Origin of the sequence: Leeuwenhoekiella sp. CH_XMU1409-2 (assembly GCF_037029365.1) — a bacterium.
GTDB classification, from domain to species: domain Bacteria; phylum Bacteroidota; class Bacteroidia; order Flavobacteriales; family Flavobacteriaceae; genus Leeuwenhoekiella; species Leeuwenhoekiella blandensis.
Genome location: NZ_JAYMEI010000005.1, coordinates 165,312 through 180,025, shown reverse-complemented (window position 1 = coordinate 180,025; position 14,714 = coordinate 165,312). Strand labels below are relative to the sequence as shown.

12 protein-coding genes are annotated in these 14,714 nt (G+C 38.7%); 7 read left to right on the top strand and 5 right to left on the bottom strand.

The genetic code is table 11. From position 1 onward, the window contains the following. Positions 1–19 precede the first annotated feature (19 nt). From WA338_RS07485 to WA338_RS07465, 5 genes are all read left to right on the top strand, one after another. Complete coding sequence (locus WA338_RS07485) at positions 20–1,267, top strand: sensor histidine kinase (protein ID WP_272985817.1); 1,248 nt, start codon at positions 20–22, stop codon at positions 1,265–1,267. Between the two features lie 76 nt (positions 1,268–1,343). After that, positions 1,344–3,251, top strand: coding sequence for a BatA domain-containing protein (locus tag WA338_RS07480; RefSeq protein ID WP_272985819.1), 1,908 nt, complete (start codon positions 1,344–1,346; stop codon positions 3,249–3,251). Then, the gene (locus WA338_RS07475; RefSeq protein ID WP_272985821.1) at positions 3,248–4,501 is read left to right on the top strand and encodes a dihydroorotase; all 1,254 of its coding nucleotides are present in this window, start codon (positions 3,248–3,250) and stop codon (positions 4,499–4,501) included. The genes WA338_RS07480 and WA338_RS07475 overlap by 4 nt, the downstream gene beginning before the upstream one ends. Then, the gene (locus WA338_RS07470; RefSeq protein WP_009780617.1) at positions 4,501–4,830 is read left to right on the top strand and encodes a DUF4870 domain-containing protein; all 330 of its coding nucleotides are present in this window, start codon (positions 4,501–4,503) and stop codon (positions 4,828–4,830) included. Before WA338_RS07475 ends, WA338_RS07470 begins: the two co-directional genes overlap by 1 nt. A gap of 1 nt (position 4,831) precedes the next feature. Continuing rightward, positions 4,832–5,485, top strand: a complete 654-nt coding sequence (locus WA338_RS07465) for an alpha/beta hydrolase (protein WP_009780618.1) — start codon at positions 4,832–4,834, stop codon at positions 5,483–5,485. Here WA338_RS07465 and WA338_RS07460 read toward each other — a convergent pair. Together WA338_RS07460 and WA338_RS07455 are read right to left on the bottom strand one after the other, a co-directional pair. Next, positions 5,482–5,964, bottom strand: a complete 483-nt coding sequence (locus WA338_RS07460; protein ID WP_272985824.1) for a hypothetical protein — start codon at positions 5,962–5,964, stop codon at positions 5,482–5,484. The genes WA338_RS07465 and WA338_RS07460 overlap by 4 nt on opposite strands. A 4-nt stretch (positions 5,965–5,968) precedes the next feature. Beyond that, the gene (locus tag WA338_RS07455) at positions 5,969–6,733 is read right to left on the bottom strand and encodes an MBL fold metallo-hydrolase (protein ID WP_272985826.1); all 765 of its coding nucleotides are present in this window, start codon (positions 6,731–6,733) and stop codon (positions 5,969–5,971) included. Between the two features lie 109 nt (positions 6,734–6,842). Here WA338_RS07455 and WA338_RS07450 point away from each other — a divergent pair, with 109 nt between their 5' ends. After that, positions 6,843–8,294 (top strand): TonB-dependent receptor, encoded by a 1,452-nt coding sequence (locus WA338_RS07450; protein WP_272985827.1) that lies wholly within the window; start codon positions 6,843–6,845, stop codon positions 8,292–8,294. Positions 8,295–8,372: 78 nt separating this feature from the next. On the opposite strand, the gene hisS is transcribed toward WA338_RS07450, so the two are convergent. Beyond that, a complete protein-coding gene (hisS, locus tag WA338_RS07445; RefSeq protein WP_336092804.1) occupies positions 8,373–9,743 on the bottom strand; it encodes a histidine--tRNA ligase in 1,371 nt (456 codons plus the stop codon). 158 nt (positions 9,744–9,901) lie between these two features. On the opposite strand from hisS, the gene WA338_RS07440 reads away from it, so the two are divergent. Beyond that, positions 9,902–11,143, top strand: coding sequence for an ABC transporter permease (locus WA338_RS07440; RefSeq protein WP_272985830.1), 1,242 nt, complete (start codon positions 9,902–9,904; stop codon positions 11,141–11,143). Between the two features lie 8 nt (positions 11,144–11,151). Here the strand turns inward: WA338_RS07440 and WA338_RS07435 are convergent, their stop codons facing one another. After that, on the bottom strand, positions 11,152–14,016 hold the full coding sequence (locus WA338_RS07435) for a polysaccharide lyase family protein (RefSeq protein ID WP_272985831.1): 2,865 nt from the start codon (positions 14,014–14,016) through the stop codon (positions 11,152–11,154). A 158-nt stretch (positions 14,017–14,174) separates the two neighbouring features. Next, complete coding sequence (locus tag WA338_RS07430; protein ID WP_009780625.1) at positions 14,175–14,651, bottom strand: DUF6495 family protein; 477 nt, start codon at positions 14,649–14,651, stop codon at positions 14,175–14,177. Positions 14,652–14,714 lie beyond the last annotated feature (63 nt).

Below are 14,714 nucleotides of genomic sequence, written 5' to 3'. Positions count from 1 at the left end.
TATTTACTTTCTGAAAAAGATGATACAAATAGACGAAAAAAAACGGCAAGAGGCTGTAGATTCTTACAAGTTAGTAGGAACCCTACCCGAAAAAAGTTACGATAATATTACTCAGATTGCATCTTTTATCTGTGGTACTCCCATTGCATTGATCACGATGCTTGACTACAACCGTAATTTTCTGAAGTCGCATTACGGAGTTCCTTTTAATGAATCGCCTCGTGATATCTCTTTTTGTACACATGCTATTCAAACACACGATCCCATCTTTATCATCCCTGATGCGCGGGAAGATGAGCGTTTTAAAAACAACCCACTCGTTACCGGTGACACCAAAGCGATTTTTTATGCGGGCGTTCCTCTGGTGGATAAAGGCGGACATGCTTTAGGTACCTTGTGTGTTTTTGACCACGAGCCACGTGAACTGGATGAAAATCAAATAAGCACACTTATCGCGCTCGCACATCAGGTAGTCAATCTATTTGAATTGCGTCGTCAGAATATTGAAAATAAAGCTTTACAGGAAAACCTTTTAAAAAAGAACAGCTTACTTAAAGAATTTGCCGGAGTCGTTTCGCACGATATGAAAATGCCGCTGGCAAATATCATCACAACGACAGATATCTTAAAAGCAAAATATAAAGAGCTTCTAGACGAAAAAGGCCTAGACTACCTTAATTACTTAAAAAGCTCTTCCTTTTCTTTAAGCGAATACATCAGCGGCATTTTGCAGCATTACGAGAGTGACAATCTCACGATTGATCAGCGAGAATCGTTTGACATACACGATCTTCTTGAAGAGATAGAAGATGTACTAAATCACGATTATAAAACAGTCATCAATCTGCCCGAAGCTAACCACGTCATCTCGTGCAATCGCTTGGCTTTACATCAAATTTTCATCAATTTACTAGGCAACAGCATCAAATATAATGACAAAGAAGAACCTGTAATTACGGTCACTTTTGATGAAAATGAAGAGTTCTACCTTTTTGAAATCATCGATAACGGAATCGGGATTCCAAAAGATAAGATCAATAAAATTTTTGACCTTTTTTCTATTGCTGCTTCAAAAGACAAAAATGGAAATCGCGGCAACGGTATAGGTCTTTCTACAGTTAAAAAATTGGTTGCTAATCTAGGTGGAAGCATAAGCGTCACTTCTGAAGAAGGCAAAGGAAGCACTTTTAAATTCACCGCCAGAAAAAGCGATATCCCAACACTCATTAACGGTCCGGAAGTTGACACCTCAGATTTGCAAAAATAAATTGAAATAAGCTTAAAATTGCAATTCAATAATTCTGAAAACTTGTACTTTCGTTAAGACCGAAACGTAGTTGTTTATGCTGTTTAAAAATCCAGAAATTCTTTACGCCCTTTTCCTTCTGGTAATTCCTATTTTAATTCATTTATTTCAGCTAAGACGCTTTAAAAAAACGCCTTTTACAAACGTTGCTTTTCTTGAAACTGTAATTCAAAATACGCGTAAAAGCAGCTCGTTAAAAAAATGGTTGATTCTCGCTACGCGCCTACTCGCGATCGCGTGCCTCGTCATTGCCTTTGCAGGCCCTTATATTCCTGCAACTAATCTTGCGCTGCAGTCTCGAGAAACCCTGATCTTTATCGATAATTCGTTCAGTATGCAGGCTACCGGTAAGAAAGGTGATTTACTTACCGAAGCAAAACAAGATGTGTTGGCCAGCCTTTCTAAAGATGAAAATTATACCATAGCAACTTGGGATGATGTGCTGCGCGATTTTAATCCCGTCGCAGACCGCAATGAACTTCTAGAGCTAGACTTTGCCGCAACTTCAAGTTCGCCACAAAATTTGCTTTTAAAGCTCAACAGCCTTTTTTCAAATACCCAAACAGCAAAGCAACTTTTATTGATCTCCGATTTTCAAGACGCCGAATGGAATGCCATTACTGACAGTACCAACGGTGCACAACACCTCGTAAAATTGGTTCCAACTTCGTTAGAAAATTACGCGTTGGATAGTATCAGTTTACAGCGTGCAGGCAACAATTATGACCTCGAGGTTTTTGTAAAAAGCAACCAAAAGACAACGACCGATTTACCGGTTTCTCTTTTTAATAAGAACAAACTTATTGCTAAAGGTTCTGCTAAGTTTGAAGATAGTTATCAAGCCGTAATCAATTTTCAAATAGACTCCGATGAAGCTGTTGAAGGAAGGTTAAGTATAACAGATGCTCATCTAAAATTTGACAACAACTTTTATTTCAGTATTAATAAAACAGAACCGCTGAAGGTTTTAGCTATTTCCAATGCAAGTGATGCATTTTTACAGCGTTTGTATCAAAGTGAAGAATTTCAGTATACTGGAGTAGCAGAAAACCAACTGGATTATAGCTTGCTTTCTGATCAGAATTTGATCATTTTAAATGAGCTTAAAACAATTCCGCAGGCGTTAATAAATTTATTACAACAACACACACAAGACGGCGGAACATTGATTTTAATTCCAAACACTTCGATAAATCCTAGCGCCTATAACAAGCTACTCAACACCTTTGGCTTAAGTAGCTTTAAAAATTTAGAGGCAACTCCGCAACGCATCACCACAATAAATTTTGATCATCCACTTTATAAAAACGTGTTCACAGGCAGGTCTACCAATTTGCAAACACATCAAGTAGAAGGCTATTTTCCGTTAGAAACTTCAGATGCGATTTTGAGTTTAGAAAATAAGCGTCCGTTTTTAGCTGAAAGCAACAAGCTCTTTGTATTTACGAGTAGCTTATCCTTAACAAACAGCAATTTTATTAATGGTCAACTTATCGTGCCTACATTCGACAAGATTGCTTTAGAAGCGCTTCAACTACCTCAAACACACTATACGATCAACAGCAAGAATACATTTGAGGTTAGCACTTCACTACCACAGGATGCCGTTTTAACACTGGAAAAAAACGGAAACTCCTTAATCCCGTTGCAACAAAGACAAGGTCAAAAAATAAGCATTTCTACCCAAGACGGAATCGTAGAAGATGGACTTTATGCTTTAAAATCGAAACAAGATACACTAGCCGTTGTGGCGTTTAATTATGCGCGTGCTGAAAGCGTATTAACCGAAAACGCTGCTCTTGTATTTACAGAAAATACAACAATCCCTAATCTTTTTAATAAGCTAGAACAAGACACAAATCTTAATTTACTTTACAAATGGTTTGTTATTTTTGCTCTGCTTGCATTTCTTGCCGAAATGCTCATACTAAAACTGTTTAAATGAACGCACGCATCACTCAGGCAACCCTCCTAGACGAGAGTAACAAACACCACGGAAATCAAGTCGACATCAGGATTGAAAACGGAATTATTACCGAAATCGCGTCAAGTCTTGAACCTAAAAACGGAGAAGAAGAACTTCAGTTTGAAAACCTTATCGTTTCTGCCGGTTGGTTCGATAGCAGTGTAAGCATTGGCGAACCGGGATATGAAGAGCGCGAGACCATACTTAACGGACTCAAAGTAGCTGCCAAAAGTGGTTTTACTTCAATTGCTGTAAACCCGAATACGTTACCAGTAACTGATACCAATGCTGCAGTTTCATTTTTAAAAAACAAAGCCGCAGGAAATGCGGTTGCTCTTTATCCTATTGGCGCACTCACCCGCAATGCAGAAGGTACAGACTTGGCAGAATTGTATGACATGCAACAAGCTGGCGCTGTCGCTTTTGGCGATTACCAACATTCGATAAACAACCCGAATCTTGTTAAAATTGCTTTGCAATATGCACAAGGATTTGACGGACTCGTACTTTCTTTTCCACAAGAAAATGATTTGATCATAAAAGGGGTTGCAAACGAAGGAGAAACAGCCATTAAACTCGGTCTTAAAGGAATTCCCGCCCTTTCTGAACACATCCAAGTAGCGCGCGACCTTTATATTTTAGAATATACCGGCGGAAAATTACATATCCCAACCATTTCAACTGCTCAAAGTGTCGCTCTTATTAAAGAGGCAAAAGCCAAAGGTCTTGATGTAACCTGTAGCGTGGCTATTGCTAATCTATTTTATACCGAAGAAGTTCTTGAAGATTTTGACACCCGTTACAAAGTCTTACCCCCGTTACGCACCGAAACCGATCGACAGGCCTTAATAGCAGGAATAAAGGAAGGCACAATAGATATGGTTACAAGTGATCACAATCCGCTTGATATTGAATTGAAAAAGCTTGAGTTTGATCACGCAAAATTTGGTACGATCGCCCAAGAAGCAACTCTAGGTGCTTTATTGACCTTAGTTTCAGAAAAAAGAGCAGTCAAATTACTTACTGCCGGTAGCGAACGTTTTACAGGTACAACATCAAAAATAGAAATAGGACAACCTGCAAACCTTAGTTTATTTACAGCAAAAGGAACTTCGGTTTTTGGGAAAGAAAACATACGCTCAAAATCTAAGAACTCTGCTTTCTTAGGAGCTCAATTAAAAGGAAAAGTTTATGGCATTTTTGCCAACAACCAATTTATAGCATCATAATGACTCTTGAAGACGTAAAACAAGGTAAAACCACAGCCATAGTTTCTTATCTAACTATGTTAGGAACTATCATCGCTATTTTTATGAATATGGAACCCAAAAATTCATTTGCGCGTTTTCATATTCGCCAAGCATTTGGTGTTTTTCTCACCTTTTTTGCATTGGGCTTTTTAGTCTCCTATTTAAACAGCTGGCCGGCCTCCATTGGTTTCTACGTTTTTATTTTCATTCTTTGGGGATATGGCTTTGTAAACGCTGTGCAAGGAAACATCGTACCGGTACCGATTCTTGGAAAATGGTATCAAAAATGGTTCACTTTTATCGAATAATATGGCACAACTATCATTAGAACATCTTATACAAAAACCCAAAAAGGCTTCAGAAAATAAGCCTCCGCTGCTGTTACTATTGCACGGTTATGGCAGTAATGAGCAAGACCTTTTTTCTTTTGCTCCGGAGTTACCTGAGGAATATTTTGTGATTTCAGCAAAAGCTCCAATGCCTATGCAACCTTATGGCAATGCGTGGTACACGATACACTGGGATGCTTCTAATGGTAAATGGTCTGATGACGAGGAAGCGATTGAAGCGCGTGAACTCATTAAAAAGTTTATAGATGAAGTTGTGACAGCGTATGACCTCGACGGCTCTAATGTCACGCTATTGGGTTTCAGTCAAGGCTGTATTTTAAGTTATGCTGTGGCACTCACCTATCCTGAAAAAATTAAAAACGTAATCGCTTTGAGCGGATACATCAATGAAGCTATCATTGAACCGAAGACAGATTTAAGCCTGTATGAGCACCTATCTATTTTTAGTTCGCATGGTACCGTTGATCAAGTTATTCCGGTTGAAGCTGCTCGTAAGATTCAGTCCTATTTGACACCTTTAGGTATTGAAGCAAAACTTCACGAATACCCTGTGGGCCACGGTGTAGCACCACAAAATTTTTACGATTTAAAAGATTGGCTGCTTAAGCACTAAGGATAAATAACACTTTGAAGTGTTTCAAACGTGATTTCTCCATCCTTAGAAACATCGTAGAGCAGAACAAGTTCGCCCCAGCGTTTGCCATCACTAAAATCGGTGATGACCCATTTATGATTGAGCACTTCTACTTTGTTGATCTGAAAAACACCAATGGCATTTTCATAAGGGATAAGTTCGTTCCCAGATGCCGTATTCTTACTTATTATAGCGCTTTCAATTTTAGATTCAAGATCGTCAACTTCGATCCCAAAGCGATCAAAATAAGTATACGCATGCTCGTTTCCATTCAATTGAAAATAGCGTGCGCCTTCATTTTCTTTAAGTGCATTTAAAGAATCGGCAACGGTGAGTTGTGATTCAAGCTTAGCAATTTTTGACTCCTGAGCTTCAAAAACTTTTGTTGAATTTACATACTGAAAAACCACCCATAAAGCGGTAAATAAAAACAAGTACATAAATATATTTCTGCGCATAATCTTAAAGTTCTAATTGTAAACCATCGTAGGCCAGATGTACATTTTCTGGCAGTTGCTTTTCAACTTCTGCATGAAAGCCCAGTAGATGACTTATATGAGTGAAATAGGTTTTTTTCGGTTTGATCTCTTCAACAAAAGCTAAAGCTTCCTCTAAATTAAAGTGAGAATAATGAGGTTCTTCACGCAACGCGTTCACCACCAAAACATCGAGATCTCTTAGCTTTTCTTTCTCTTCCGCAGCAATGGTTTTTACATCGGTTAAATAGGCAAAGTTACCAAAGCGATAGCCAAAGACTTGTAATTTTCCGTGCATCACATTTACAGGTTCCACGTGAAGATCGTTTATTTCAAAAGGAATATTATTGGTCACCTCATAAACCTCTACAGCCGGCGCTCCGGGATAGCGGTTTTCAGTCTCAAAAATATATTCAAAACGCTTTTTGAGTTCGTCTAAAACCCGTTGATGCGCATAAATAGGAATATCACCTTGTCTAAAAAAGAACGGCCTAATATCATCTAAACCGGCTGTATGATCAGCATGTTCATGAGTAAACAATAAGGCTTCAAGATGAGTTACCTTATTGGTAAGCATTTGTTGTCTAAAATCTGGACCACAATCTATGACATAATTAGCACCTTCAAATTCGATCAAAATCGACACCCGCAAACGTTTGTCTCGGGGGTCTGTGCTCATGCAAACCGGGTGTGTGCTACCTATGATGGGGATTCCTTGTGATGTACCTGTGCCTAAAAAGGTGATTCTCAAAGCTGTGAAATTTAGCACAAAACTACACTTAATTTTTTGTAAGCCCTACCATTTTGTTACCTTTAACCCGCAAAGGAAACAACCAATACTCACCCATAAAAAACGTGCTATGCCAATCACAATTCAAGGTGATAGAGAGTTTGAAAATATCCCGTCGATAAACAATAAAGCCCTACGAATAAATCTTAACCAAAATATCTACGGTACGTTTGCCGAGATTGGTGCCGGTCAAGAAACCGTAAGACACTTCTTTAGAGCCGGTGGTGCTAGTGGAACGATTGCTAAAGCGATGTCTGCCTACGACAAAGATTTTAGTGACGCAGTTTATGGCGTAGAACACGACCATCGCTATGTTACTGAAGCTAGGCTAAAAAAAATGCTGGCTCACGAAACCAACCTGTTAGAAAACAGAATTTCTCGTGAGAAGCATCCTAACAAGATCTATTTTACCTATGCCAATACTGTGGCGACCATTGACTTTGCAAAAAAGTATAAAGGTCACGGTTGGGTAGGAATTAAATATCAAGTAGAGCCACAGGCAGAATTTAATGAGATAATCCTTCACGTACGCTTTCACGAGACTGATGCACGCTTGCAACAGCTCACTTTGGGTACCTTAGGAGTAAACCTCATTTATGGCGCATATTATAAATATGATTCGCCTAAAAAATTGCTGCGCTACCTTTATGACCATATCGATAAAGATCAAATCGAGATCGATATGATCAACTTCTCGGGACCGGTTTTCTCTAAAGTAGACAACCGCTTGATGAGTTTACAGCTCGTGAAAAACGGATTTACCGATGCGGTAATGTTTGGCCCTGATGGAAACAACATCCTTTCGGCTAAAATACTTTACAAGAAAAATATTCTTGCGCTGCGCGGAAGTTTTAGACCGGTGACCAAGGTCAACACCGATATGTACCGAAAATCGCTGGAAATCTTTTTAAGCGAAAACCGAGTAAAAGAAGAGAATACCGAAGTTATTTTTGAGATCACGCTTTCTAACCTTCGTGCTGAAGGTGAGATCGATGAAGAAGATTTTATGGCAAGAGCCCGATTATTATGTAATCTGGGACATACGGTTATGATCTCTAACTTTCAGGAATATTATAGACTTGTTGAATATTTCTCTCGCTATACCAAAGAGCGTATGGGACTCGCAATGGGTGTTAACAACCTGATCGATATTTTTGACGAGTCGTATTATCGTCACTTGAGTGGTGGTATTCTTGAAGCTTTTGGTAAATTATTCTTTAAAGATCTACGCGTGTATCTCTATCCAATGCGTGATCCTGAAACCGGAGAATTCTTCACCAGTGAAAACTTAAAAGTACATCCACGTATGAAAGAATTGTATAAGTTCTTTAAATACAACGGTCGCGTAGTAGATATTGAAGATTATAATCCAGATATTCTTAATGTATTCTCGCGTCAGGTGCTTAAAATGATCGCTAATAACGAAGAAGGTTGGGAACAAATGCTTCCTAAGGGAATTGCTCAACAAATAAAAGAACAAGGATTGTTTGATTACAAAACAAAAACTATCGAACAGGAATAGATCCTTAGATGATACCAATAAAAAATCCCGAACATTAATTAATGTTCGGGATTTTTTTATTGGAAACAATTTTAGTTTTTAAGCTAGGGCTGCTTTCAAACCTTCAAGATCAACACGCGTTTGATCTCCTGTTTTCATATTTTTTAAGGTGTAAACCCCTTCTTCCATTTCTTGTGTTCCTGCTAAAACCACAAATTGAATATTGCGTTTATCTGCGTGTGACATTTGCTTTTTCATCTTAGCAGCATCGGGATACAATTCTGAAGTAATTCCTGCTTCGCGCAGTGCCTTCACCGCTTTCAAACAATACAGCGATTCTGCTTCGCCAAAATTGATGAACAGTAACTTAGTTCCTTTAATCGCTTGCTCAGGAAAAAGACCAAGTTCTTCAAGCACCAAATAAATACGGTCGAGACCAAAAGAAATACCAACACCACTCATATTTTTCAATCCAAAAATCCCGGTAAGATCATCATAGCGGCCACCGCCTCCTATGCTTCCCATCTTCACACCTTCGGGAGCCGCAACTTCAAAAATCGCCCCGGTATAATAATTCAATCCACGAGCTAAAGTCACATCAAGATCAAGAGTGACTGTTGCAAGTCCGAGCGCTTCAATTTTCTCATTGATATACGCCAATTCTTCAATTCCTTGTTTTCCGACTTCTGAATCAGCAAGCAGCTGATTCAACAGAGCAAGTTTATCAGCAAAACTTCCACTTACAGTGAAGATGGGTTTTACCCGTGCGATAGCTTCTTCAGAAATACCCTTGGCAAGCATTTCTTTGATCACACCTTCTTCTCCTATCTTATCGAGTTTATCTAAAGCGACTGTAAAATCGATGAGCTTATCTGCTGCACCAATGGCTTCAGCAAGACCTGAAAGTATTTTTCGATTATTCATTTTAACCGTGGTTCCCTTCAGTCCTAAATCGGTAAAAACCGCATCATACAACTGCACAAAGGCTACTTCTTGCAATAAAGAATCTGAACCGACAGCATCTGCATCGCATTGAAAAAACTCTCTAAAACGTCCCTTCTGAGGACGATCTGCACGCCAAACCGGCTGAATCTGATAGCGCTTAAAAGGAAATTCTATCTCGTTTTGATGCTGTACCACGTAACGCGCAAAAGGCACGGTAAGATCGTAGCGTAAGGCTTTTTCTGAAATTTCAGAAGTCAGTTTATTACTGTCACGCTCTTGATACACCGAATCCTTTACTTTACTCAAATAATCACCGCTATTCAAAATCTTAAAAATAAGACGATCACCTTCATCGCCATATTTTCCCATCAAGGTGCTGCTATTTTCAAAAGATGGCGTCTCTATAGGCTGAAAACCAAAAAGCTCAAAATTTGAACGCAACGTATTGATGATATAATTACGTCTTAATACTTCTTCAGGTGAAAAATCGCGAGTACCTTTGGGTATGCTGGGTTTTTGAGCCATTTCTTTTGTAGTGTTGCGGTATATTTAATAATAAAAGCCAATGCCCGTTGCATTGGGCCTGCAAATATCTTAAAAATTGAGGGTTTGTCCTGCTTAATTTTATAAAACGGTAACATTTTTAGACTTTAGTAGACCTATTGGTTCAAACCGGTAAATCTATGTTCTCCTTATTTAGAGAAAATATTCGCATCGCCTACGATTCTATACGCAGTCAATTGCTTAGAACGATTCTCACAGTAGTTATCATCGCAATCGGTATAACTGCACTCGTAGCTATTTTAAGTCTTGTAAAAGCTCTTGAAAACACCATTAGTAGTGATTTTTCCTCTATGGGAGCCAACACCTTCAATATTCAGCGTTATGAGTTTACCACGCGCCGACGCGGAAGTGGGGAAAAACAAAAGATCAATCCTGTAATTCGTTATACCGAAGTTAAAGACTTTGAAGAGCGTTACACTTACCCATTTACACAAGTTTCGGTTTCTTTTACAGGAACCTCTTCGGCTGAAGTTAAATATGAAAATCTAGATACCGATCCTGAAGTTACTGTTGTAGGCGCTAATGAAAACTTTCTTGACAATGCGGGACTCGATCTTGATGTAGGTCGAAACTTCACGATGTTTGATGTTCAAAACAATAATAACGTGTGTATTCTGGGAAGCGATTTTAAAAACGGACTTCTAAAAAATGTAAACCCTATTGGGCAAACCATCAGTATACGCGGAGCAAAGTTTAAGGTTGTTGGGGTTCTAGAAGAAAAGGGTTCAACTTTTGGGAATAATCAGGATTTGCGTGTAATTATACCTATCCAACTCGCACGTTCTATTTTTACTCAAGCCAATATCAACTATGCGTTGAGCGTAAAAGTTGACGATAAAGAAATGTTTGACGGTGCTCTTGACGAAGCCATTATAACCTTTAGAAACATCAGAAAACTTGCTCCAGTTGAAGAAAACAACTTTGGTATTGGCCGAAGTGATGATCTCATAAATCAAATCTCACAAATAAGTGGATATCTTTCTCTTGCAGCCTGGATTATTAGTTTAATCACCATTTTAGGATCATCGATCGCACTGATGAATATCATGCTTGTTTCGGTTACCGAACGTACGCGGGAGATTGGTTTACGCAAAGCTTTAGGTGCAAAAAAATCGATTATTGCCGGTCAATTCCTGATGGAAACGATTATGATAGGTCAATTTGGAGGTTTGTTAGGTATTATATTAGGAATAGGTATTGGTATATTGATATCGACTGTAGCTAATTTCAATTTTACCACACCGTGGATGGCGATGCTCGCAGCTACTGCTGTTACTTTAATCGTTGCAATTATCGCAGGATTATTCCCAGCCTTAAAAGCTGCCAAATTAGATCCTGTAGAATCTTTAAGATATGAGTAATTTGTAAGCTACTTAATAAATAGCTTTTTGTAGCGTGTGACCGTACCGTCTTTAATGCGAAGAATGTAAACACCAGTGGTTAAATCCTGATTCCAATATAGTTTTAATTTACCTGCTATTCGTTCTGGATTTTTATCCTCAACAACTTTTTTACCGTTAAGTGTAAATAAGGCTAATTCTGGTTTTTCAAGATATACGTCTGCCTCCATATTTATCGTAGTGAAATTTGTTGCGGGATTAGGAAAAAGGCTGACTCTTTTAGCTCTTACCTTATGATCCTCTACACTTAAGACCGACTCAAATTCTCCTTCAAAACTTATATAGTCGTACATATGATGATTAACACCACTCGAAGTGCAAGGCATCACAAACTTTATCGTATTCATTCCTTCGCGTAATTTGCTATAGGGAATTTCTACCGTTTGAACGGCATATTTTGCGTGATCACTTTGCCTTAGGAAAGCATTACCTCCTCCGTTGGGGGGATAAAAAGTTATGGAAGGAGCACTTTCACCGTTGATGTACAACCACTGTTGCGCGTGATCTGTACTGGCATAGGCAATGGTGAGTGTTGCGTTACCTGAATTAGGAATTTCCCCTTGTATCTCAAAGTTAATATTCCAATCCCAACGGGAGCGATTGTCATTTGCGTCAAAATAAGAAGAATGTACATAAGGCAACACCTCGTCCCAATTATTATCTGCAACATTATATTCTATGGTTTCTGAGAATAACTCATGAAAATTCTCTTGGATAAATCCTTCTGAGTAACGTAAATGCCCCAAAACAAATTCTTCAGCAGTTCTATTAGGCACTCCTATTTCCCATATCAAATTACCATTATTTCGTGGTATCTCAAGCTCTAAATTACCAAGCTGAGTCACGTTTGAAGCTTCGACCCTGATGTTTTCCTTTTTAAATTCCTGAATGGCTCCATCATTAAAAGCAAAAAGCGTATAATCTCCAGGCCGAATGTCTTCGATTAAGAAGTTCCCATCATCATCAGCACGTGTCCAATACTGATAATTTTCTTCTTCAAACTGCCAATCGCCATCACTTCTCGAGCTAAGTTGTGTTACTCCCACCCAAGCATTTGCGCCATTCACATTATCTTTCTCCACATCTATTATATTGAAGTTACCAGCAACAGCACCACGAGCATCTTGCAATGGATATTCTGGGGTATTGGTCAACCACGAGTATGGCCAAGCAGCTTTTTCTTGAGCAGCTCTGGCTTTTGCATCTTGCCAATTGGCTTCTGCCGTTTCTCCTGAGCTCATATAAATCAAGTAGGGCCCATAAACCTTATTCCAATCGCGCCCTTCTGGAATTACCATGCCTCTAGAGTTATAATGGAGTCCGTTTAATAACACATGAATTATACCTGCTGCGGAATTTAAATCGTGATGCGTAGGACCGCTATTATAAAACTCATGACTTCCCATCACAGCCCATAAACCCATTTTATTCTTATCGCTCGTAAACCCCCAGGCCGGCAGCTCCATCAATTCTTCGGTATATTGATATTTTCCATCATACATACCGGCGCGTACACCGGTTACTAGTTTTATGATTTCGGGAATAGTGGTAGGTTCAGCATTCTCATTATCGGCATATGAAGCCATTTGCCAATTTTTAATTGAATCTACATAAATATTCTCAAATTGAAATATTCCATCTTCATGAGCCGTCCACAATACCTGCCTCCAGGAGCCTAAGTCAAAACTAGGATACTCTGCTTTATGATGAATTACAGAATATGTGTACAATCCCGTATCTCCCTTTTTTAGGACATAATGAATGTCTGCATCGGCAGGAGTGTTTCTAACTCCGGGTTCGTATGTTCTTAAAAAGGAAATATCAACATAATCCTCGGTCTCTTCTTTTATAGAAAAGCTGGTACCCGTTACACGTTCAAAACCATAGGAAGTCTGAAAATCATAATAACCACCGATGCGTCTACCACTTTGAGAAAGGGTTTCTGTGCCGTTTATAACTAGAGAAAGTAAGTCTGAAGAACTTTTATCAATCTTTGCTTCAACAAATTCGTTTTTTAATAAGATATAAGTTGCGTACTCTTGAACCATTCTATTCTCATCCCTCGGAATAGCAACAATGGTCTGACTCCCATCAAAATTGACTTCTAGAGCCGTATCCTCATCGGTAACTATTTTTCCTGTATCAACAAGGTTTTGAAGTGCTGTTTGATTATCGCCATTTACCACTAAAGCGCCAATTCCGTTAATTGTTATTTTTCCATTATCCCCGATACGCACATCTGAAGCTACCTCCAGCCTCCCGCCATCAATAAGAACAGTTCCCACAGTAGTGGTTTCATCTGAACCTACTTCAAGGGTAGCTCCTACATAACAAATGCCTCCAAGAATAGAAACACTACCATTGCCCGAAGCTCCTCTTCCCACAAAAAGAGCATTCTTGCTTTCAAATCTGCCTCCATTGACTTCTAAACTTCCGTTAGAATTATTTCCTATAAAAACAAAGCTTCGTATGTTGAGATATCCAGGCTCATTTATAATCAGTTGTCCGTTAATGTAATTACTACTCCACGGTAAAAGCGCTCCTTGCACTGTAAATTTACCACCATTGGCAATATCCAGAGTTCCGGGCCTTCTGTTTATATCTCCTGCACTTCCACCATTTTGTATCGGGTCATAAGGATTACCCGCATTAATAATTAGAGTAGTAGCCTGCAGGTTTAAGAAATCTACACTTGAATCATCCCAATTGTCAACATTATAAAAATCTTGATCAACGTTACCTACCCAGCCTACCTGCGCAATCGATTTCGTAATAAAACCAAATAAAAGACAAACCAGTACTATTTTATATTCTATAAACCTCTGAAATGACATATTATTAAAATTAGTGCTTCAAGATACTTAAGCTTAAAAAATACTCTAACCTGTACTTTCCTGCCTTAGAGACACTTTCAAACTTAACACTAAAAAAACCGCTCAGTTTCCATTTCCAAGCGGCTTTCTTTAAAACATTTCAGTGCTAGTCTATCTGTTTACTCTACCTCTACAAATTTTTCAAACCATTGGTATAAGTCTCCTTGAGTAATATTGGCTCCTTGCCTGATAAGTACAAAAATATCGTTGTTACGATCTTCAGAAAGCAATTTACTTGAGCTGTAGAGATTTACTTCATCCTTCATAAAATTATCCTGAAGCCACTTATATCCTTGTGGAGTTGTAATATCTACACCCTTATTTTCAACCTCGATAGAGATCATACTGATTTTGAGCTCACCTACTTTGAATAAGAACATATGTTGTGGAGAAAAATGCTCAAGATATTTCACCTTAGCAAGAACGCCTTCCCAAATCAGATCGCTAAAAACGTCAAGCTCTTGTTCTGCAGTTTCCGGCTGATTTTTTTTGATATCTTCCCACTCATCTGCTGTGATCGATTGTGCTGCCAAAAAGTTAATAAACTCTTGGTGCATTTCATCTAATTGCTCTTTTGAAAGTCTAATGTATTTCATATGCTGAGTTTTTAGAAGTATACTACCTCAAGGCAAACCCGAGAGGCATTTGTTGGAAATAAA